Source organism: Streptomyces galbus, from assembly GCF_005280195.1.
GTDB classification, from domain to species: domain Bacteria; phylum Actinomycetota; class Actinomycetes; order Streptomycetales; family Streptomycetaceae; genus Streptomyces; species Streptomyces galbus.
This window is the reverse complement of record NZ_SZPR01000008.1, coordinates 605,740-625,351: the sequence shown is the minus strand read 5'-3', so window position 1 is coordinate 625,351 and position 19,612 is coordinate 605,740. Positions and strand designations below refer to the sequence as shown.

Sequence of the window (19,612 nt, the reverse complement as noted above, 5' to 3'; positions counted from 1 at the left end):
TCAGGACGTCTGCGGCCGCCACTGCGGCGGGACCGTCGCCAGCCGGAACCACACCGCCTTGCCGTTGTCGGTCGGGCGGTGCCCGCAGGACGAGCTGAGGGTGCGGATCAGCAGCAGCCCGCGCCCGTGCTCCTGCCAGGGATCGGGCTCCCGGCCGGACGGACGGGTCAGATCGCCCGGCGGCGCCGGGTCGCGATCGTGCACCTCGACCTGGCAGCCGGTCGGCAGCAGCTCCACCACCAGCTCTATCGGGCCGTCCCCGGCGGTGTGCTCCACGGCGTTGGCCACCAGCTCCGCGGTGAGCAGCTCGGCGGTGTCGCTGTCCGCCCCGTGCTCCAGCTCCGTCAGCGCCGTGCGGACCAGCGCGCGGGCCACGGGCACGGCCGCGGCGGAGTGCGGCAGCGCGATCCGCCAGGAGGCGGGCGAGGCGGGGGGTTCGTGCAAGGCGAGTCCGTTCATGGCGCAGGTGCCTGCGAGCGTCGTCATCACGCGGTCCTGCTTTCGACCTCAGGAATGGTACGGCTGCCCCCGGCAGGGGCGCACGACGGGCGCCGCACGGGACCGGCGGTCCCGCTACCGGGCGGCTTACCCGGACGAACGCCCCGGCTCGTCGCGGCGGTCGCGTTGTTACGTCCTTGTGGACGAGCGGTGACACCGTCCCGCGCCCGTCCCGCGTCCGTCCCGCACCCGTCTTGTGTCGCCCTCGTGACGACGGTCACGGACGGGTGATAGCGTCGAAGGGTGAGTCCCTTCCTCGGATCCGCCGCCCGCACCACCGACTGGGAACACCTGCGCGTCGAGCACGCCGACGGCGTGGCCACCGTGACCCTGGCCCGCCCCGACAAGCTCAACGCCCTGACCTTCGGCGCCTACGCCGACCTGCGCGACCTGCTCGCCGAGCTGTCCCGGGAGCGGTCCGTGCGGGCCCTGGTCCTCGCCGGCGAGGGCCGCGGCTTCTGCTCCGGGGGCGACGTCGAGGAGATCATCGGCGCCACCCTGGCCCTCGACACCGCCGGGCTCCTCGACTTCAACCGGATGACCGGCCAGGTCGTACGGGCGGTCCGCGAGTGCCCGTTCCCGGTGATCGCGGCCGTGCACGGCGTGGCCGCGGGCGCGGGCGCCGTCCTGGCCCTCGCCGCCGACTTCCGGGTCGCCGACCCCACGGCCCGCTTCGCCTTCCTGTTCACCCGCGTCGGCCTGTCCGGCGGTGACATGGGCGCGGCCTACCTGCTGCCCCGGGTGGTCGGCCTCGGCCACGCCACCCGGCTGCTCATGCTGGGCGAGCCGGTGCGCGCCCCCGAGGCCGAGCGCATCGGCCTGATCAGCGAACTGACCGAGGAGGGCGGGGCCGACGAGGCCGCCGCCGCGCTGGCCCGGCGCCTGGCCGACGGGCCCGCCCTGGCCCACGCCCAGACGAAGGCCCTGCTGACGGCCGAGCTGGACATGCCGCTGGCGGCGGCGGTGGAACTGGACGCCGCCACCCAGGCCCTGCTGATGAACGGCGAGGACTACGCCGAGTTCCACGCCGCGTTCACGGAGAAGCGCACCCCGAAGTGGAGGGGGAGGTGAGGCCGCGATGCGTGTCGCGGTCATCGGTGGGGGTCCCGGCGGACTGTACGCCGCGGCCCTGCTGAAACGACTGGACCCGGCCCGCGAGGTGACCGTCTGGGAGCGCAACGCCCCCGACGACACCTTCGGCTTCGGCGTCGTCCTCTCCGACGAGACCCTCGGCGGCATCGAGCACGCCGACCCCGCCGTCCACGACGCCCTGCGGCGCCACTTCGTGCGCTGGGACGACGTCGACATCGTGCACCGCGGGCGGCGGCACACCTCCGGCGGCCACGGGTTCGCCGCCCTCGGCAGGCAACGGCTGCTGGACGTCCTTCACCGGCGCTGCCACGACCTGGGCGTCGACCTCCGCTTCCGCTCGCAAGCCCCGCACCCCGACCGGCTGGCCGCCACGCACGACCTCGTCGTCGCCGCCGACGGGATCAACAGCACCACCCGGCAGACCTACGCCCAGGCGTTCCGCCCCCGCATCGCCGCGCACCGCTGCCGCTACATCTGGCTCGCCACCGACTTCGCCCTCGACGCCTTCCGCTTCGAGATCGCCGAGACCGAACACGGCGTGATGCAACTGCACGCCTACCCCTACGCGCCCGACGCGTCCACGGCGATCGTCGAGATGCGCGAGGAGGTCTGGCGCGCGGCCGGCTTCGACGAGCTGGGCGAGGAGGAGTCCGCCGACCGCTGCGCCAAGATCTTCGCGGAGGCGCTGCGCGGCCGGCCCCTGCGCTCGAACCGGTCGGCGTGGACGACGTTCCGCACGGTCACCACCGAAAACTGGTCGCACGGCAACGTCGTCCTCCTCGGCGACGCCGCCCACACCGCGCACTTCTCCATCGGCTCCGGCACCAAGCTCGCCGTCGAGGACGCCCTCGCCCTCGCCGCCTGTCTGCGGGAACACCCCGACCGGGACGCGGCGTTGGCGGCGTACGAGCAGGAGCGCAAGCCGGTCGTGGCGTCCACCCAGCGGGCCGCCCGGGCGAGCCTGGAGTGGTTCGAGAACCTCGCCCTGTACCTCGACCAGCCGCCCCGCCGGTTCGCGTTCAACCTGCTCACCCGCAGCCGCCGCGTCACCCACGACAACCTCCGGCTGCGCGACGCGCGGTTCGTCGCGACGGTGGAGCGCGAGTTCGGCTGCCCGCCCGGCACGCCCCCGATGTTCACGCCGTTCCGGCTGCGCGGCCTGACCCTGCGCAACCGGGTCGTCGTCTCGCCCATGGACCTGTACTCGGCGGTCGACGGCCTGCCCGGCGACTTCCACCTGGTGCACCTGGGCGCCCGGGCCCTGGGCGGCGCCGGGCTGGTGATGACCGAGATGGTGTGCGTGAGCGAGGAGGGCCGGATCACCCCCGGCTGCACCGGCCTGTACACCGGCCGGCAGGCCGAGGCGTGGCGGCGCGTCACCGAGTTCGTGCACACGCGGGCGCCGGGCACCGCGATCGGCGTCCAGCTCGGGCACTCCGGCCGCAAGGGCTCCACCCGGCTGATGTGGGAGGGCATGGACGAGCCGCTGCCCGACGGCAACTGGCCCCTGGTCGCCGCCTCCCCGCTGCCGTACCGGCCGGGCAGCCAGACACCGCGCGAGCTGTCCCGAGCCCAACTGACCGATCTGCGCCTTCAGTTCACGGCGGCCGCGCGCCGGGCCGCGCGGGCCGGCTTCGACCTGCTGGAGCTGCACTGCGCGCACGGCTACCTGCTGTCCGGCTTCCTCTCCCCGCTCACCAACCGCCGCACCGACGCCTACGGCGGCAGCCTGGACCGGCGGCTGCGCTTCCCGCTGGAGGTGTTCGACGCGGTCCGGGACGTCTGGCCCGGGGAACGGCCCATGACCGTGCGGATCTCCGCCACCGACTGGGCCGAGGGCGGCACGAGCGCCGACGACGCCGTGGAGATCGCCCGGGCCTTCGCCGCGCACGGCGCCGACGCCGTCGACGTGTCCACCGGCCAGGTCGTCGCCGAGGAACGCCCGGAGTTCGGCCGGTCGTACCAGACGCCCTACGCCGACCGCATCCGGCACGAGGCCGGGGTGCCGGTGATCGCGGTCGGTGCGATCTCCTCCTGGGACGACGTCAACTCACTGATCCTGGCCGGGCGCACGGACCTGTGCGCGCTCGCCCGGCCCCATCTGTACGACCCGCACTGGACGTTGCACGCCGCCGCCGAGCAGGGCTACACCGGGCCGGGCGCCGTCTGGCCGGAGCCCTACCGGGCGGGCAGCCGGCGCCCGCAGACCGGACGCACGGACACCCCCAAGCCCCGTCTCACCCTCAGCCCCTGAGGAGCCGTCGGCCGACGGACGCCGTCACGCGTCCTGCGGGGGCACCCCCGCGAACTCCGCACCCGCGTCCCGCAGCCGGCGGTGCAGGCCCCGGAACACCTCGGCCGACCGCGCGCCCGGCCAGTCGGCGGGCAGCAGCCGGGCGGGCAGGCCCGGGTCGGTGTACGGCAGGTGGCGCCAGGAGTCCAGGGCGAGCAGGTAGTCCCGGTAGGCCTCGGCCGGCGGGGTGTCCGCGCGCCGTTCCCAGGCGCGCAGCACCTCCTCGTGCCGGCCGAGGAACGCCTCGTGCTCCTCGGCGATGGCGGCCAGGTCCCACCAGCGGGCCACGGACTCGGCGGTCGCGGCGAAGCCCAGGTGTTCCCCGCGGAAGAAGTCGACGTACGGGTCGAGCCGCAGCCGCGTCAGGCTGTGCCGGGTCTCCTCGTACAGCCGTGCCGGGGCGATCCACACGCCGGGTGCCGCCGTGCCGAAGCCGAGGCCGGCCAGCCGGGAGCGCAGCACGTGGCGCTTCTGCCGCTCCGACTCCGGCACCGAGAACACCGCCAGCACCCAGCCCTCGTCGTCCGGCGGCGCGGACGCGTAGACGCGCCGGTCGCCGTCCTCCAGCAACTGCCGTGCCTCGGGCGAGAGCCGGTAGCCCGCGGCGCCGTCGGCGGTGCGGGCGGGCAGCAGCAGCCCGCGCCGTTTCAGCCGGGACACCGAGGAGCGCACCGAGGGCGCGTCGACGCCCACCGCGGCGAGCAGCCGGATCAGCTCCGCGACGGGCACCGGGCCCGGCACGAAGCGGCCGTAGGCGCCGTAGAGCGTGACGATCAGGGACCGGGGAGCGCGCTGGTCGGACACGTTGATCATTTTAAGTCGTCGGCATCACTGCCGGTCGCCACCGGTGCGCAGGCGGAACCGCTGGAGCTTGCCGGTGGCGGTGCGCGGCAGCGCGTCCAGGAAGACGATCTCGCGCGGGCACTTGTACGGCACCAGCTCCTGCCGGACGAAGGCGCGCAGCGCCTCCGCGTCCCGCCGGGCGCCCTCGCGCAGCACCGCGAAGGCGACCACGACCTGCCCGCGGTCCTCGTCCGCGCGCCCGACGACCGCCGCCTCCACCACGTCCGGGTGGCGCAGCAGCGCGTCCTCGACCTCGGGTCCCGCGATGTTGTACCCGGCCGAGATGATCATGTCGTCGGCGCGGGCCACGTACCGGAAGTACCCGTCGCCGCCGCGCACATAGGTGTCCCCGGTGACGTTCCAGCCGTCGCGCACGTAGTCGCGCTGGCGGGGGTCGGCGAGGTAGCGGCAGCCCACCGGGCCCTGGACGGCGAGCAGTCCCGGCTCGCCGTCGGGCACGGGCACCCCGTCCGCGTCCTGCACCCGGGCCCGCCAGCCGGGCACCGGGAACCCGGTCGTGCCCGGCCGGGCGTCCTCGTCGGCCGCCGACAGGAAGATGTGCAGCAGCTCGGTGGCGCCGATGCCGTTGATGATCCGCAGCCCGGTGCGCTCGTGCCAGGCCCGCCAGGTGGCCGCGGGCAGGTTCTCCCCGGCCGACACGCAGCGGCGCAGGGACGACACGTCGTAGTGCTGCGGCTCGCTCAGCATCGCCCGGTACGCCGTCGGCGCCGTGAACAGCACGGACACCCGGTGCTCGGCGATCGCGGGCAGCAACTGCCGGGGACCGGCCTGCTCCAGCAGCAGCGCCGAGGCGCCGGCCCGCAGTGGGAAGACCACCAGCCCGCCGAGGCCGAAGGTGAAGCCCAGCGGGGGGCTGCCCGCGAACACGTCGTCCGCGCGCGGCTTCAGCACGTGCCGGGCGAAGGTGTCGGCGACCGCGAGGACGTCGCGGTGGAAGTGCATGCACCCCTTGGGGCGGCCCGTGGTGCCCGAGGTGAACGCGATCAGCGCCACGTCGTCGCAGGCGGTGGCCACGGCCCGGTAGACGTCCCCGGGCGCCGGGCGGCGCAGCAGGTCGTCGGGGGCGTCACCGCCGTACGTCGTGATCCGCAGGTCCGGCACCTCGGCCCTGGCGAGGTCGGCCACCGCGCGGACGTCGCACAGCGCGTGCCGCACCCGGGCGATCTCGCAGATGGTGCGCAGCTCCTGCGGGCGCTGCTGGGCGAGGACCGTGACGCACACCCCGCCCGCCTTGAGGACCGCGAGCCAGCAGGCGGCGAGCCAGGGGGTGGTGGGGCCGCGCAGCAGCACCCGGTTGCCGGGGACGACGCCCAGCCCGCCGGTCAGCACGTGCGCGATCCGGTCGACGCGGGCCCGCAGTTCGCCGTAGGTCCAGGTGCCGTCCGGGGTGCGGAAGGCCGGGCGGTCGTCCGGCGGGCCGTGCAGCAGCTCGGCGGCGCAGTTCAGCCGGTCCGGGTAGCGCAGCTCCGGCAGGTCGAGGCGCAGCTCGGGCCACTGTGCGGCCGGGGGCAGGTGGTCGCGCGCGAAGGTGTCGACGTGGGCGGAGTCGTGCATGTCCGTTCGCCCCCTTGCCGGTCCGGCGTCGTGGTGGGCTCGCCCGACGAGCGTATCGTGTCGGTGACGGCAGTCAACGGGGCGCGATAAGGTCGGAGCAGTGCACGGGAGAGGGGACCGGCGATGCCCGCATTCTCGCTCGAACCGGAACGGACCGCCTGGTGCGCCGAGCTGCGCGCCCTGGCCGCCGACCGGCTGCGCCCGCTGGCCGAGAAGGGCGAGCCCGGCCGGGTCAACCGGCCCCTCGTCGCCGAACTCGGCCGACTGGGCCTGCTCGCCCGCCTGTTCACCTCCGGCGCGCTCGACCTGTGCCTGATGCGCGAGTCCCTGGCCCGGGTCTGCACCGAGGCGGAGACCGCCCTCGCCCTCCAGGGCCTCGGCGCCCACCCGGTGCACGCCCACGGCACCCCCGCCCAGCGGGAGCGCTGGCTGCCCGCGGTGAGCGAGGGCCGCGCGGTCGCCGCCTTCGCGCTCAGCGAGCCCGGCGCGGGCTCGGACGCGGCGGCCCTGGCCCTGACGGCCGCGCCCGACGGGTCCGACGGCTGGCGGCTGACCGGCGAGAAGACCTGGATCTCCAACGCCCCGGAGGCCGACGTCGTCACCGTCTTCGCCCGGACCACGCCCGGCGCGGGCGCCCGGGGCGTCACCGCCTTCCTCGTCCCCGCCGGCCGGCCGGGGCTGACCGGCACCCCCCTCGACCTGCTCTCCCCGCACCCCATCGGCACCCTCCGCTTCGACGCCGTCCCCGTCACCGCGGACGACGTCCTCGGCGAGGTCGACGCGGGGTTCCGGGTCGCGATGGGCACGCTCAACCTGTTCCGGCCCAGCGTCGGCGCCTTCGCCGTCGGCATGGCCCAGGCGGCCCTGGACGCCACCGTGGAGTGGACCGCGCGCCGCGACGCCTTCGGCGGCAAGCTCAAGGACCTCCAGGGCGTCGCCCACCAGGTCGCCGAGATGGCCCTGCGCACCGAGGCGGCCCGCCTGATGGTGTACGCGGCGGCCACGGCGTACGACAGCGGCGCCCCGGACGTCCCCGGGCGCGCCGCGATGGCCAAGCTGCTCGCCACCGAGACCGCGCAGTACGTCGTCGACACGGCCGTCCAACTGCACGGCGCCCGCGCCCTGCAACGCGGCCACCTGCTGGAGCACCTGTACCGGGAGGTGCGCGCACCGCGCATCTACGAAGGGGCGAGCGAGGTCCAACGAGGCATCGTCGCCAAGGAGTTGTACCGGTCCCGCGAGGAGGGCGGCGCATGAGCGTGCAGCGGGTCAACCCGCCGGAGCTGTCCCCGCCGGCCGGCTTCTCCCACGCGGTGGTGGCGACCGGCTCCCGGGTGGTGTTCCTCGCCGGGCAGACCGCGCTCGACGGCGGGGGCCGCGTCGTCGGGGCCACGCTGCCCGAGCAGTTCGAGCGGGCGCTGGCCAACCTGCTGACCGCGCTCGCCGCCGCGGGCGGCACACCGGCCGACCTCGCCCGGGTGACGGTGTACGTCACCGACGTCGCCGCCTACCGCGCCCACGCCGCCGAACTGGGCCGCATCTGGCGCGCGTCGGCCGGGCGCGACTACCCGGCGATGGCCGTGGTCGGGATCGTCCGGCTGTGGGACGAGCAGGCGATGGTGGAGCTGGACGGCTTCGCGGTCCTGCCGGCCTGAGCCGGGGCGCATCCCCCGCAGGGGATCAGGCCGCGGCGGCGAGGGCGTCCACCGGGAGCCGGTGCGGGGCGAGCACGCGGCCGTCCGGGAGCAGCGCGCCGGAGTCGTCGAAGACGATCGTGCCGTCGCACAGCAGGTCCCAGCCCTGCTCGGGGTGCGCGGCGACGACGTGCGCGGCCCGGCTGTCGGCCGGCCGTCCGGTGGTCTGCGTCGGGGTCGGGTGGGAGCACATGGCGCACCTCCGCGTCGAGTCAGTGGAACCGGCCGTGCGGGCCGTCCCGCCTGGACCGACGATGCGCCCGTGCGGGCCGCCCCCGCCAGGGGGTGCCGGGAAGCGTGACAGCACCCGGACATCCCTACGACCGTTCGCCGACGCACGTCGCGGACTCGCCACCGAAGGGGTGACGATCACGGCCGTCGGCACGGCGGCCCGGTAACCAGTGGAAGACCTCACTCAGCGCACCACCCCGCCCCACCCCCAGGAGGTCATCCGTGTCCCTGTGTCATCTGCGTCCTCTGCGTCCCCTGCTCGGCGCGGCCGCCGGCGCCGCCCTGCTGATCACCGCCGTCGTCCCCACCGTCACGGCCTCGGCCGGCGTCCTCGAGTCGGTCACCGTCGACCCGGTCGGCCGGATCGCCGCGGACGGCACCGTCACCCTGACCGGCACCTACCGCTGCTCGGGCAGCACCGGCCCCGTCTACGTCAGCTCCTCCGTCAGCCAGGCGTCCGCGCCGCGGACCCGCTACGGCATCGGCGGCTCCCGCGCGGTGTGCGACGGCGCCGAGCACACCTGGCAGAACACCGGACGGCCGTCCGACACGCTCACCGCGGCCGGCACCGGCAGCAGTCCCCTGAAGGCGGGCGCGGCCCACGTCGAGGCCACGCTGATGGAACTGCGTCAGCAGGGCCTGGTGCCGCTGCCCCACTTCCACGCGACGCAGGGGCAGGACGTCCTGCTGAGCGCGGTCTGAGCGGCGGCCGGCCGGGTCCGGGCCCGAGTCGAGGGTCCGGACCCGGCCGGAACCGGCCCGCTGCGCCGCCCACCCACCGCCGGCCACCCTTCACCCCCGCCCCCTCCTCGTCACCCGGTACTGCACACCGTCCTCGGAGCCGCCCCGCTGCGGGCGGCGTGCGCGGACTGCGCGTCCTGCACCCGCTGCACGTCCTGCAGGAGACCCGCGATGCCCGGGTCCCGGCCGGCGGCGACCCGGGCGAGGGTCAGCAGCACCGCCTCGTAGAAGGCGTCCCGCACGGCGGGTGCCATGACGTCCGAGGCGTCGAGGCAGCGCGGGCCCGCACCGAGCCGCCGCGCGATCTCCCGCTCGACGGGGCCGCCCCCGGCCCTGACCCGGCGGTTCGCCGAGAAGACCCCCGCCAGCTCCGCCCACCTGCGCTGCCCCTGGGCGGAGGCCAGCCGGCGGATCAGTGCCCGGGCCCGGGGACTGTCGCCGAACAGGGCCGCGAAGTCGCCGGTGACCTCGTGGGCCCGGACCGGGCCGCCCCCGGGCAGCAGCGGGGCGGAGTCCGTGAGGCGTGCGCGGTCCGCCTCGTCACCGTAGAACGAGGGCGCGAAGGAGCCCTGGTGCTCCAGCGTGCACCCGCCCCAGCCCTCGAACAGCAGCCCCGGTTCGCCCGGTTCGCCGCGGTGGTCGGCCAGCAGCGCGTGCGCGGCCGCGGTCCTGTCCTGCCGGAGCAGCCCGGCCCACGCCTCCCAGGCCGCGCGCACCGCGGCACTGCGCCACCAGCGCGTGCCGCCGGCGCCCCGTGCCCACTGCTCGTAGACGTGCGGGCCCGCCCGCTGCAGCACGAGGTCCTCGATCCAGTCGGTGCCGGGCCAGCCCGAGGCGCCGTCGTCCCCCATACCCATGCACCAGCTCCGCAGCGGAGCCGGCCCCCGGGCCGGCGCCGCGCCCTGCCGGTACCAGACGACGCTCTTCAGGTCCGCCTTGACCGGCACCCAGTACAGGTGGTCCGAGGGCGAGCCCGCCGGCATCCAGGGGGCGCCGTACTCCTGCCGGTCGTAGAGGTCGTCCAGCGGCTCCAGGAGTTTCTGGTCGGCGTACTCGGCGAGTTCGCCGATGCCCGGCATGATCACGATGTCCGGGGGCTCGCCCGCCTGCACCTTGGCGAGCAGCACCTCCCGCTGGGCGGCCGTGCCCTGGTAGCGGAACGGGATGCCGAAGCCGCGCAGCAGCGTCTCGAACCGGTCCGCCTGCCCGGCCGTCCACGTCCCGAGGATGGTCACCGGCCTCTCCCGGTCGTGGTGCGTCCAGAGCACCACCGTGGAGCCGGCGGTGACCAGCAGCATCACCAGGGCGAGGACCAGTACCTTGAACCGCCGGGTCACAACCGCCTCCAGTAGTCCTTGTCGAGCCGCAGGCCCAGCCCCAGCGCGGGGAGCGCGACGGCCAGCAGGCCGGCGGCGAAGGTGCCCCGGTAGACCCGGTCGGCCCAGGCGCCGTCGTCCGTGTCCTGCCGGACGTCCTCCGACTGCTCCGTGACGCGCCGCTGCGCGGCGGCCGGTTCCGGGCCGCTGCGCCGGGACACCTCGGTGATCTGCCGCAGTTCCCCGACCGCCCGGGTGAGTCCGTCCTCGGTCGCGGACACCGTCATCAGCGGCACCACCGCGAGCAGCACGGTGAGGGCGAACGCGGCGAGCAGGTACGCGTTCCAGTCCCGGCCGCAGCGGTCGCGCAGCACGAACAGCGCCGACACCAGGGCCGATGCCAGTGCGGCCAGGGCGCATTCGGCGAGCCACCACACGCCGCGCTGCACCCCGCCCATGGCCGCCGTGGCCTCGGCGTGCCGCAACTGCACCCGCTGCAGGGCGTCCAGGCGGGGCACGAGGCCCACGCGGTCCCGGGTGAGCAGCGCATGGGCCTCCTCCAGCTTCTGCTCCCGCATGAGGGGCTGGTCGCGGTAGAGGGAGGCGCCGAGGGTGAGCGAGTTGGTGTAGGTGGCGAGCAGCCCCTTGACCGTGCCGAGGTCCTGGTCCGTGCGGTCGGCGATCCGGGACAGGCCCTGGTCGGCGGCCGAGAGCTGGGACCGGTAGGTCTCGCCCGAGCCCGCCACCCCGATGAGGTTGCCCGCCACCAGCGCGTGGACCTCCTGGTCGGCGCGCAGGGCCGCGAGCCGGGTGGCGGCCAGCCCCTGCACGGCCGGCGCCTCACGGGCCGCGAGCGCGTCGGCGTTGCGCTGCACCTGCCGGCACGACAGGAACAGCGCGCTCGCCGCCACCGCCGCGAGCAGCACCAGCACCAGCAGGTGCACCTCCAGCAGCCGCCGGGTCCGCCAGGGACGCAGGACGTCGCGCCAGAGGGCGGCGGGGGAGGACCGGCGCCGTGACACGCCCGGGGCGGAGCGGCGCCGGAGAGCGGCCCGGGAGGACCGGTGCGGGAGGGCGGCGCGGTCCGGGGGCGTCACAGCGCGCGTCCGGTGGTCGTCACGACAGTGGCCTCCCGCACGCGATGCAGTAGCGCGCCTCGCTCCCGGCCCGGGCGCCGCAGGCGCCGCAGCGCGGGCCCGGCTGAGCACCGGCGGTGTCGGGCAGGAGCGCGCCGGGACGGGACCCGGCGCGCAGGATCATCGGGGCGAGGGTGCCGGCGTCGACGGCGCGCGGCCGCACCCGCCCGGCGGCCGCGTCCTCGATGTCGGCGACCGCGCGGATCTCGTCCAGCACCCAGTCCGTGCCGAACCGCGCCGCGAGCCGCGCCGCCTGCCCCAGGCAGTCCTCGGCGGTGGACAACCGGTGCTCCCGCAGGGCGGCGAGGCCGCGCCGCAGGGCACCGCGCATCCGGGCGGTGGCGTTGAGTTCGCGCACGCTCTCGGCGCCCGGCGGGACGGGGGGCGGGGACTGCCCGGGCAGGTGCCAGCGCGCGGTGACCGCCGCGTGGAAGTCGCCGATGGAGACCAGCGCGAACAGCAGCTCCGTCTCCAGCGGGTCGGCCCCGGAGTCGGCGACCAGGGTGAGCAGGTAGTCCCGCCGCCCCTGCTCCCACTGGTAGGTCGGGAAGCTCCAGCGGTGCGGCCGGCCGGGCTGCGGCAGACCGCCCAGGCGGTGCGGCCGGGGCGCCTTCTCGCTGAGCGAGACCTGGCGCACGCAGGGCCGTACCGTCACGTCGATCGGCAGCCGGGGCGTGTGCACCCGGCGCAGCCGCCCGATGGCGTCGGTGACCGCCCGGCCCAGTCCCTCGTCCACGAACTCGGCCGTCCCGTGCAGCCGTTCGGCGAGGGCCAGCAGCGGGTCGGGGGACCAGTCGGTCCCGACCGCGAACACGTCACAGGTGAACTCACCGGCAACCGCGTCCAGTTGCTCCTCCAGTCGGCTCTCACCGGCCGCGCTGCTGCCGTCGGTGATCAGCACCAGGTGGCGTACGGAGGCCGGCCGGCCGGCGAGCAGGGCGTGCGCCCGGGCCACCCAGGCGGCGTACCCGGCGGGGCGCGCCCCCTCCCGGTGCAGGGGCAGCGAGCCCGTGACGAAGGCCGCCCGGCGCCGCTCGTCCTGGTCGGCGACGGCCCACTCCTCGCCCCCGCGCGGATAGCACCGCACCGGCTCGGGGCCGCTGCCCAGCACCGCGAAGGAGATGCGGTCGGGCAGGGCGCGCAGCGCCGCCGGCAGGGCGTGCCGGACCGCCGCCCGGTTCGCCTCGGCCACGTCCACCGCGACGACCACGGCGAGCTGCACCGCGGGCAGGTCGGTGGGGGCGCCGTCGGCGGCCACGTCCACCCGCAGGTGGGCCTCGATCTTCGCGCTGCGGTGCGGGCGCAGCGCGCGGCCGAGGTCGACGTGGAGTCGGATGCCCGGCTGCGGCGGCCGGGTGAGGCTGCTCATGTCGTACGTCACCGCTCCTTCGCGCTGCCGTCCGGTCGGTCGTGGTCCGTTCCCCGTCGCCGCGCCCCGAGGGGCCCGCGGCGGTCGCCGCGCCCCACGGTCAGAACACGGTCTGGGGCCGCACGGCGTGCATGAGGTCCACCAAGTGTTCGTGCGCGGCGGGCTCTTCCTGGTGGTGGGACGCCAACCGCGCGTACAGCGACTCCAGTTGCTCGCGCAGCGCCCGCTCCGGCGGGCTCAGGCGGCGCAGGGCGCGGGCGTCGAGCCGTCCGCGTCCGCCGTCCCGGCCCGGGGGGCCCGGCCGGTCGCCGAGGTGGTGCACCGCGTCCAGTTTCCACTCGTGGAACTCGGTGCGCAGGCGCAGCGCCTCCTCCTCGGACAGGCTCGGCTCCACGGCGCCCGGTCTGCGCCCGACGAGGCCGGCCAGCTCGGCCAGCGCCGCGTCGACTTCGGCGGGCGCGGGCAGCGGGTCGCCGTCGCCGGGCAGCCGGGCGGCGCGGATGCGCAGGGCGGCGATCCGCGCGACGGTGTGGTCCAGTGTGCCCTGCCGGACCCGGCCGAGCACGTCGACGGCCGCCCGGCGGTCGCGCGCGCGGAGCGCGAGCCTGGCCAGGCCGAGGGCGGCGCCACCGTGCGCCGGATTGCGCGCGAACACCGCCTCGTACAACTCCCGGGCCGTGGGCCCGGCCGCGTCGTCGCCGAGCCGCTCCGTGCAGTAGGCGAGCGCCAGTTTGGGCGCGTACTCGCCGGGGAGTTCGAGGTGGACCCGGGTGAAGTGGGCCTTGGCGTCGGCGACCAGGCGCGGGTCGCCGTCGAGGCCGGCGCCGCGCAGCGCGAGGAGGGCGCGGTGCCACTCCAGCCGCCACCGGCGCACGGCGGGCGGACCGGGAACGGAGTCCGCCGTGTCGAGTTCCTCCTGGGCCCGGTGCAGGTCCTGCCGGGTGTCGCGGCCCAGCAGGACGCGCACGTTGTGCAAGCAGATCTCCACCGACCGCGGTTTCTCCCCCTCCTGCCGCAGGAGCCGGTCCGGGTCGTAGCCGCTGCTCACCTCGAAGCGCGCGGCCTGCGGATCGCCCGGGTACGGCCTCGGCACCGGCAGACAGGCGGCGATCTCGGTGGGGGTGGGGGCGCCGGGGTCGAGCGCCGGCGCCACGGGCGGCTCGTACCGGTCGCGGCGGGGGCGGCGCAGCCAGTGCTCGATGCCCGGCACCGTGCCGAGCCGGGCGCCGAGCAACCGGGTCGAGGGCCGGAAGTAGTCGGAGGGCTCGGGCGGGTCGCTCTTGCCGCGCAGCGCGCGGATCTCCCGCAGGGCGCCGCGCAGTTGGCCGAGCATCTCGCGGGCGTCGGCGAAGCGGTGGCCCGGGTCGGTCCGTACGGCGCGGTCGACGACCCGCTCGAAGGAGGCGGCGCCCAGGCCGGGCACCTCGGTGACGGCCCAGCGGGCGAGTTCCCGCAGGGTGACGCCGACGGTGTGCAGGTCGTGGGCGACGGTGGGCACGGCCGTCGTCCCGGTCTCGGGCGCCATGTAGTCGGGCGTCACGTGCGCGGGCGGCTGGCTCTGGCCCTGCTCGCGCATGCCGCCGAGGTCGATGACCTTGACGCCGTCCCGGTGGTGCACGACGTTGGAGGGCTTCATGTCGCCGTACACGAAGACCCGTTCGCCGTCGGAGTGCAGGTGGACGAAGGCTTCGAGGATCTGGCAGCCGTACGTCGCGACGTGCTCGATGTCGAGGACGGCCTCGCCGCGCCGGACCTCCTCGACGACCGTCGCGAGGGTGCCGTCGCCGACGTCGTCCATGACGATGTACCCGCCGGTGACCTGACCGCTGTCGTCGCCGCGGGCGACGAAGTCGCGGATCTGGACGATGCGGGGGTGACGGATGGCGACGAGGTTGCGGCGCTCCACGTCGGCGAGCCGGACGCCGTCGTGCTCGTACCGGTTGAGCAGGCCCTTGACGGCGACGACGTCACCGAGGTGGGTGTCCTCGGCGAGGTACACCCAGCCCTGGCCGCCGTGCGCGATGGGCCCCATGATCCGGTACTGGTCGCGCAGCAGGTCCCCCTCGGCGAGTTCGGGCCGGTACGAGTAGCGCTCACCGCAGGCCGGGCAGAACCCCCGGCTCGGCACCGGGCCCTCGGTGTAGGGCGGGGCGAAGGTGATGCCGCAGTCGGCGGACGAGCAGCTCATGCGCACGCGCAGCGGCGCCTCGGGGGCGACGAGGCGTTCCGCGGCGGGGCGCGGCTCGCGCTCGGGCAGCGCGAGGAGGGCACGCGGGCCGTGGTCGCGCGGGTCGCGGGGCAGGGCGGGCAGCCCGGGCCCGTCCTGCGCGCGGCCGCACACGGCGCAGTGGCCGGTGGGCAGCACGGTCCCGCCGCAGGGCGCTCCGCTGAAGCGGCGGTGCGGGCAGGTGGTCATCCTGGCGCGTCCCTTCCTGCCGTCGGTCCCCTCCTGCTCCGTGGTCCGCACGGTCGTCCTCCTCCCCGGCCGGGCGGTGCGGGACTTGGTGGCATCAACGGCCCCCATGGCGGCCGAGATCGGCGCGCAGCGTCCTGATCAGCGCGCGCAGCCGGGCGAGTTGCTGGTGCGGGTCCCGCACCTCGTCGATGCGGCGGCGGGTGACCCGGTGCCGCTCGGCGGTCTCGGCCACCGGTCCCAACGAGGCGCTGTCGACGACGTCGAGGCGGATCGACCGGCTCAGCTCCACGCGTTGGAGACGGTCGAGCAGTACGTCCGCCTGGCGCAGGAGCGCGGGCCGCAGGAGCCGGTCGCAGGCCTCGTCCCAGCCCGGCCCGCCCTCGCGGCGGAAGACGAGCAGCAGCCGGAAACCGACCGACCGCAGCCGCTCCAGGACGTCGATCAGGGCGCCCGGCCGCGGTTCCTCGTCGAGGCCGTCGACGAGGAGGGCGACGGGGTGGGCGGGCGAGTCACCGGCTTCCGGTGAGGGCCGACCGAGTGCGGGTGCGTGACCGCCCGCCGGAGCGGACCTACGGGACGCGGACGCGTGACCGCCCGCCGGCGCGGGCCGGGGCCCGGTGCCGCGCAGCCAGTCGTAGTACGCCAGGTAGGCGCCGGCCGGGAAGGCGACCCGGCCCAGGGCGTGGTCGACGAGGTCCGCCGTGCGGGCGCCGCCGCGGTGGACGACGTCGGCCCGGTGCGTCAGATGGCGCAGGGAGCGCTCCTTGCCGCTGCCCGGGGGCACCACGGTGATCTTCACCGGGTCCTCGTCCGGGTCGTCGAACCACCGGGTCACCCGTGCCTCGAAGCCCCGGTCCCACGCCCCGGGACCGCTCAACTCCGCGACGTGCGGCGAGAGTCGGGCGATGCGGTCGACGGGGATCAGGTACGAGAAGGCGAGCCGGTTGTCCTCGGGGAGGAAGGCGCCGAGGTCGCCGCGCCAGCTCACGACGAGCCCGACCACCCGGACCGGCCGGTCCTCCCGCGGCCGGGTGCACACGGCGGCACCGCTGAAGCCCTCGCGCACCACGTCCGCCTTGGTGACGGCGTCGAGCTGCACCAGCTCACCGCTGGCCCCGCCGATGCGCCCCCACAGGCTCATCCCCTCGTCGAAGCCGTCGGCATAGCCGGTCGCGTACACCTCCATGCCGCCCCACACCCGGGGGTCCAGGGGGGCGGGGCGTGCCTGGGGGCGCGGGCTCTCCAGGCGCAGTACGGCGATGTCCTCGCCGTCGCCGCGTTCCGGCAGCCAGCCGTCGGGCAGGACGCGGGCGCGGACCGGGGCGAGGGTGCTGTTCTCGGCGAACTCGACCCACAGCACGGCGTCCGGGCGGCCCACCACGTGCGCACACGTCAGGGCCGTGCACTGGTCGACGAGCACACCGGCGCCGCAGACGGGGCCGTGCGCGTCCTCGCGCCGCAGCCGGAGTCTCCAGTCCGCACGTAACTCCCCCATGTCGTCTCACACTACGGGCACAGCGGGGTGCGTCCCTAGACTCGGGAACAGGCTGCTTCGCGTTGCCGAAGTGGCCCGGGCGGCGCGGGGGCACCAGGAAGGCCGCCCGGGAGGCGGTGGCGTGTCGACCACCTCCCGGACGGCCCGCGGGGCCCGGATCGGCGTGGGGGTGCCGACCCGGAACTCAGGTGAAGTCGACGTCGCTGCAGAGGAAGTACGTCTGGTCCATGTGCGAGGCCTGCCAGATCGTGTAGACGACGTGGCGGCCGGTCAGGCCGGAGGTGCTCACGTCGATCAGGTAGTTCTGGCTCGGCGCGTAACGGCCGGTGCGGGTGACCAGTTGGAGGTCCTTCCAGGTCAGTGGCTGGGTGGTGGGGTCGAAGCCCTGCCGGGTGACGTAGACCAGGAAGTAGTCGGCGCCGTGGCTGGCCTGGTCGTACAGGTGGATGGTGAAGTTGCGGGCGACGTTCGTGGTCTTCCAGGGACCCACGGCGTCGAGCGCGTTGTACCGTCCGCTCTCGGTCCGGCCGCCGCTGCACAACTGCCCGTCGGGCACGACCGCCTGGAAGTTGCCGGCGGAACCGTTGCGGTACAGGCCGTTCCAGTTCCACATGGCGTTGGGGTTGGCCTGCCAGGCCTGCCAGCACATGGGGTCCTGCTGCTGCATCGCCGGGTTCTGGAAGTCGTTGCCCCAGCGCAGCCAGCAGCCGTAGTTGCGGGACGCGGGATCGACGACGGAACCGTGGGCGGACGCGGTACCGCTCCACGGGATCATGCAGAGCAGCGCGGCGAGCAGCCCGCTGAGCAGCAGACTCAGGCGCGGCCGGGCGGGCCGCGCCGGGGCGAGGGCGCGGGAGATGGCGCGAGCATGACAGTGGGGGATGCGCATGGTCTCCTTCTTTCCGCGATCGGGGGAGGGGGCTCAGTGCATGGGAGCGCTCCCATCGGTGAGCCACTGTCCGACAATGTGCGCCTCCCGCCACGGCACCGCAACACCGGATTGCGCCAGTTCCTGTTCACCTCCTGCAGCGCGGCCACGACTCCTGTCCAGACATGGTCGACAAGACGCTGCCTAGTCCCGGATGCCCAGGTCTTCCCTCATGAGGGTCCGCATCGCCACCAGCCGGGGCTCCGCCTGCCTCACCTCGACGAGCAGGTGTTCCGCAGTCTCGCCGTCACGCGCGAGGCCGCGGTCGATGCGCTTGGCCGCCGCGTCGACCTCGGCGAGCACCTTGTTGAGTTCTCGCGAGGCCTCCATGATCCGCAAGGGGACGATCATTTGGGCTGCCGCGTAGCAGTCGCGGTACTCCCTGCGGGAATCCTCAAGACGGGTGCGGTCCTCCTCGGCGTACACGCCGTCGCGGATGCGGTGCAGGGCGTCCTTGAGGAGCGTGTGGAACTGCTCGGAGGCACGGTTCACGGCCGTGTACGCCTCTCGCCGCTCCTCGAAGGACCGTCTCCGGTCGGCGATCTCGGCCTCCGCAGCGCGTTCGCGGGCGTTGAGGCGTTGCGGAAGCACCGCGCCGAGAAGCGCTCCGCCGAGGCCGGCCGCCGCGGTGATCGCGGTCGCTATCGCGTCTGACATGTGCGGACCCTATGCCACCCGCACTGACGCGGTTCCGTCGAGCCGATCGCGGCGGCGCTGAGGGTGGCGGTGCGTGCTGCACGCCCATGAGCCCTGCCGTCCTCGAGCGGGCGGCAAGGCTCACGCTCGGCGTTCGAACGTCACGCCTCGCCGAGGAACCCGGTCCACGCCTCGCGTGACACGCGGATGACGGGCCCGGTGAGGGCCTTGGAGTCCCGGATGTGCACGGCTTCCCTGTCGGCGGCGACCTCGACGCAGTCGCCGCCCTCCGCTCCGCTGTAGCTGCTCTTGAACCAGGCGAGGCCGGACGCGACGGCCGAGAACTCAGCGGTGTTCATAGCTCTCCCAGCAACCTCTCGACGAACTCAAGGGACTCTCGCGGAGTGAGAGCCTGCGATCGGATGATCCCATAGCGGGCGGCGGCGAGTGCTGCCTGCTGCGGGTCGGTCTGCAGGGTGCTGGACCCTTGTGCCTCGGTGTACGCGAACTTCTTGCCGTCGTCACGCGTGACGACCGTGAACGCTCCGTCCACGCCGGCGCTTTCCTCGCAGTCGAGCGGCATGACTTGGATCTCGACGTTTCGTTTCCGGCCGACGAGGAGGAGGTGCTCCAACTGCCCGCGAAGCACGTTCCTTCCGCCAAGCCGACGCCGCACGACCGACTCGTCCATCACGAAACTGAGAAGTGGTGCGGGATGCCGGTCGAAGATGTCCTGCCGGGCCAGCCGAGCGGCCACGCGTTGCTCGATGGTCTCCTGGTCCAGAGGAGGACGCCGCATGGCCAGTACCGCCCTCATGTACTCCTCGGTCTGCAGCAGGCCCTTGACCACCAGTGTGTCGTAGGAGAGCAACTCGATGGCCTCCTTCTCCAAGGCCGCCATCCCCTGGAAGAACACCGGATACTGAGCCCGTTCCACCTGCTCCTTCCACACGGTCAGCAACCCGCCCGCGTCCAGGACCTCGTCCGCCCGCTCGATGGTCCGGGGCGACGGAATCCGCCGCCCCTGCTCGTACGACGCGACCGTGGACGCCGAGTAGCCGATCCGCCGCCCGAACTCCTCGCGCTCCAGGCCCGCCCGCACCCGCAACGTCTTCAACGTCTGCCCGAACGCGATGACCACGGCCTGGCCGGACGTGTCCGCCGTCTGCCCCGCATCGTCCGGCACCACGGTCTCGGCCCTCTCGTCCGCGGCCTCGGTCATCGCCGCCGCCTCCCTGGCCCAACGCCGCCCCGACGGCCCCGTCACGCCGCGCACCTCGTACCCGCACCGCATCGCCGCGTACAACGGCCCGCGTCGGTGCGTCACCACTGGTGACGCTACGCGACCG

General features: G+C 74.9%; 18 protein-coding genes. 5 read left to right on the top strand and 13 right to left on the bottom strand.

Annotation, left to right across the window (positions count from 1 at the left end):
• Positions 1-459, bottom strand: coding sequence for an ATP-binding protein (locus E4U92_RS07215; protein ID WP_137299529.1), 459 nt, complete (start codon positions 457-459; stop codon positions 1-3).
• A gap of 282 nt (positions 460-741) precedes the next feature.
• Between E4U92_RS07215 and E4U92_RS07210 the strand changes: the two genes are divergently transcribed.
• A complete protein-coding gene (locus E4U92_RS07210) occupies positions 742-1,569 on the top strand; it encodes an enoyl-CoA hydratase family protein (RefSeq protein ID WP_137299400.1) in 828 nt (275 codons plus the stop codon).
• Positions 1,570-1,576: 7 nt separating this feature from the next.
• Positions 1,577-3,844 carry a bifunctional salicylyl-CoA 5-hydroxylase/oxidoreductase gene (locus tag E4U92_RS07205; protein WP_137299399.1) on the top strand — a complete coding sequence of 756 codons (2,268 nt, stop codon included), beginning with the start codon at positions 1,577-1,579 and terminating at the stop codon, positions 3,842-3,844.
• Between the two features lie 24 nt (positions 3,845-3,868).
• Here the strand turns inward: E4U92_RS07205 and E4U92_RS07200 are convergent, their stop codons facing one another.
• Both E4U92_RS07200 and E4U92_RS07195 read right to left on the bottom strand, forming a co-directional pair.
• Positions 3,869-4,696 carry a PaaX family transcriptional regulator gene (locus E4U92_RS07200; protein ID WP_137299398.1) on the bottom strand — a complete coding sequence of 276 codons (828 nt, stop codon included), beginning with the start codon at positions 4,694-4,696 and terminating at the stop codon, positions 3,869-3,871.
• 15 nt (positions 4,697-4,711) lie between these two features.
• Positions 4,712-6,301 carry an AMP-binding protein gene (locus E4U92_RS07195; RefSeq protein WP_137299397.1) on the bottom strand — a complete coding sequence of 530 codons (1,590 nt, stop codon included), beginning with the start codon at positions 6,299-6,301 and terminating at the stop codon, positions 4,712-4,714.
• Between the two features lie 123 nt (positions 6,302-6,424).
• Here E4U92_RS07195 and E4U92_RS07190 point away from each other — a divergent pair, with 123 nt between their 5' ends.
• Positions 6,425-7,558, top strand: coding sequence for an acyl-CoA dehydrogenase family protein (locus E4U92_RS07190; protein WP_137299396.1), 1,134 nt, complete (start codon positions 6,425-6,427; stop codon positions 7,556-7,558).
• Complete coding sequence (locus E4U92_RS07185; RefSeq protein ID WP_137299395.1) at positions 7,555-7,956, top strand: RidA family protein; 402 nt, start codon at positions 7,555-7,557, stop codon at positions 7,954-7,956. Before E4U92_RS07190 ends, E4U92_RS07185 begins: the two co-directional genes overlap by 4 nt.
• A 25-nt stretch (positions 7,957-7,981) precedes the next feature.
• Here the strand turns inward: E4U92_RS07185 and E4U92_RS07180 are convergent, their stop codons facing one another.
• A complete protein-coding gene (locus E4U92_RS07180; protein ID WP_137299394.1) occupies positions 7,982-8,188 on the bottom strand; it encodes a DUF5999 family protein in 207 nt (68 codons plus the stop codon).
• A 260-nt stretch (positions 8,189-8,448) separates the two neighbouring features.
• Between E4U92_RS07180 and E4U92_RS07175 the strand changes: the two genes are divergently transcribed.
• A complete protein-coding gene (locus tag E4U92_RS07175; RefSeq protein WP_229861951.1) occupies positions 8,449-8,928 on the top strand; it encodes a DUF6299 family protein in 480 nt (159 codons plus the stop codon).
• 110 nt (positions 8,929-9,038) lie between these two features.
• Here E4U92_RS07175 and E4U92_RS07170 read toward each other — a convergent pair whose 3' ends face one another.
• The 9 genes from E4U92_RS07170 to E4U92_RS07130 all read right to left on the bottom strand — a co-directional run bounded on the left by E4U92_RS07170 (position 9,039) and on the right by E4U92_RS07130 (position 19,485).
• Positions 9,039-10,304, bottom strand: coding sequence for an extracellular solute-binding protein (locus E4U92_RS07170; RefSeq protein ID WP_137299393.1), 1,266 nt, complete (start codon positions 10,302-10,304; stop codon positions 9,039-9,041).
• Positions 10,301-11,305, bottom strand: coding sequence for a hypothetical protein (locus tag E4U92_RS07165; protein WP_137299392.1), 1,005 nt, complete (start codon positions 11,303-11,305; stop codon positions 10,301-10,303). The genes E4U92_RS07170 and E4U92_RS07165 overlap by 4 nt, the downstream gene beginning before the upstream one ends.
• 94 nt (positions 11,306-11,399) lie before the next feature.
• A complete protein-coding gene (locus tag E4U92_RS07160; protein WP_137299391.1) occupies positions 11,400-12,788 on the bottom strand; it encodes a vWA domain-containing protein in 1,389 nt (462 codons plus the stop codon).
• 100 nt (positions 12,789-12,888) lie between these two features.
• A complete protein-coding gene (locus E4U92_RS07155; protein ID WP_137299527.1) occupies positions 12,889-15,204 on the bottom strand; it encodes a tetratricopeptide repeat protein in 2,316 nt (771 codons plus the stop codon).
• 94 nt (positions 15,205-15,298) lie between these two features.
• Positions 15,299-16,699 (bottom strand): S1 family peptidase, encoded by a 1,401-nt coding sequence (locus E4U92_RS07150; protein ID WP_137299390.1) that lies wholly within the window; start codon positions 16,697-16,699, stop codon positions 15,299-15,301.
• A 184-nt stretch (positions 16,700-16,883) separates the two neighbouring features.
• Entirely contained in the window at positions 16,884-17,588 is a 705-nt protein-coding gene (locus E4U92_RS07145) for a lytic polysaccharide monooxygenase auxiliary activity family 9 protein (RefSeq protein WP_137299389.1), read from the bottom strand.
• Positions 17,589-17,771: 183 nt separating this feature from the next.
• Positions 17,772-18,284 (bottom strand): hypothetical protein, encoded by a 513-nt coding sequence (locus tag E4U92_RS07140; protein ID WP_137299388.1) that lies wholly within the window; start codon positions 18,282-18,284, stop codon positions 17,772-17,774.
• A gap of 140 nt (positions 18,285-18,424) precedes the next feature.
• Complete coding sequence (locus tag E4U92_RS07135; RefSeq protein ID WP_137299387.1) at positions 18,425-18,622, bottom strand: DUF397 domain-containing protein; 198 nt, start codon at positions 18,620-18,622, stop codon at positions 18,425-18,427.
• Positions 18,619-19,485 (bottom strand): helix-turn-helix domain-containing protein, encoded by an 867-nt coding sequence (locus E4U92_RS07130; RefSeq protein ID WP_137299386.1) that lies wholly within the window; start codon positions 19,483-19,485, stop codon positions 18,619-18,621. Before E4U92_RS07130 ends, E4U92_RS07135 begins: the two co-directional genes overlap by 4 nt.
• Between the last annotated feature and the right edge of the window lie 127 nt (positions 19,486-19,612).

What these genes read in the sequence shown, in the direction of transcription:
- E4U92_RS07215 (WP_137299529.1), bottom strand. Translation starts at nt 459, where the DNA reads ATGAACGGACTCGCCTTGCACGAACCCCCCGCCTCGCCCGCCTCCTGG.
- E4U92_RS07205 (WP_137299399.1), top strand. Translation starts at nt 1,577, where the DNA reads ATGCGTGTCGCGGTCATCGGTGGGGGTCCCGGCGGACTGTACGCCGCG.
- E4U92_RS07200 (WP_137299398.1), bottom strand. Translation starts at nt 4,696, where the DNA reads ATGATCAACGTGTCCGACCAGCGCGCTCCCCGGTCCCTGATCGTCACG.
- E4U92_RS07195 (WP_137299397.1), bottom strand. Translation starts at nt 6,301, where the DNA reads ATGCACGACTCCGCCCACGTCGACACCTTCGCGCGCGACCACCTGCCC.
- E4U92_RS07190 (WP_137299396.1), top strand. Translation starts at nt 6,425, where the DNA reads ATGCCCGCATTCTCGCTCGAACCGGAACGGACCGCCTGGTGCGCCGAG.
- E4U92_RS07185 (WP_137299395.1), top strand. Translation starts at nt 7,555, where the DNA reads ATGAGCGTGCAGCGGGTCAACCCGCCGGAGCTGTCCCCGCCGGCCGGC.
- E4U92_RS07180 (WP_137299394.1), bottom strand. Translation starts at nt 8,188, where the DNA reads ATGTGCTCCCACCCGACCCCGACGCAGACCACCGGACGGCCGGCCGAC.
- E4U92_RS07160 (WP_137299391.1), bottom strand. Translation starts at nt 12,788, where the DNA reads ATGAGCAGCCTCACCCGGCCGCCGCAGCCGGGCATCCGACTCCACGTC.
- E4U92_RS07155 (WP_137299527.1), bottom strand. Translation starts at nt 15,204, where the DNA reads ATGACCACCTGCCCGCACCGCCGCTTCAGCGGAGCGCCCTGCGGCGGG.
- E4U92_RS07150 (WP_137299390.1), bottom strand. Translation starts at nt 16,699, where the DNA reads ATGGGGGAGTTACGTGCGGACTGGAGACTCCGGCTGCGGCGCGAGGAC.
- E4U92_RS07145 (WP_137299389.1), bottom strand. Translation starts at nt 17,588, where the DNA reads ATGCGCATCCCCCACTGTCATGCTCGCGCCATCTCCCGCGCCCTCGCC.
- E4U92_RS07140 (WP_137299388.1), bottom strand. Translation starts at nt 18,284, where the DNA reads ATGTCAGACGCGATAGCGACCGCGATCACCGCGGCGGCCGGCCTCGGC.
- E4U92_RS07135 (WP_137299387.1), bottom strand. Translation starts at nt 18,622, where the DNA reads ATGAACACCGCTGAGTTCTCGGCCGTCGCGTCCGGCCTCGCCTGGTTC.
- E4U92_RS07130 (WP_137299386.1), bottom strand. Translation starts at nt 19,485, where the DNA reads ATGACCGAGGCCGCGGACGAGAGGGCCGAGACCGTGGTGCCGGACGAT.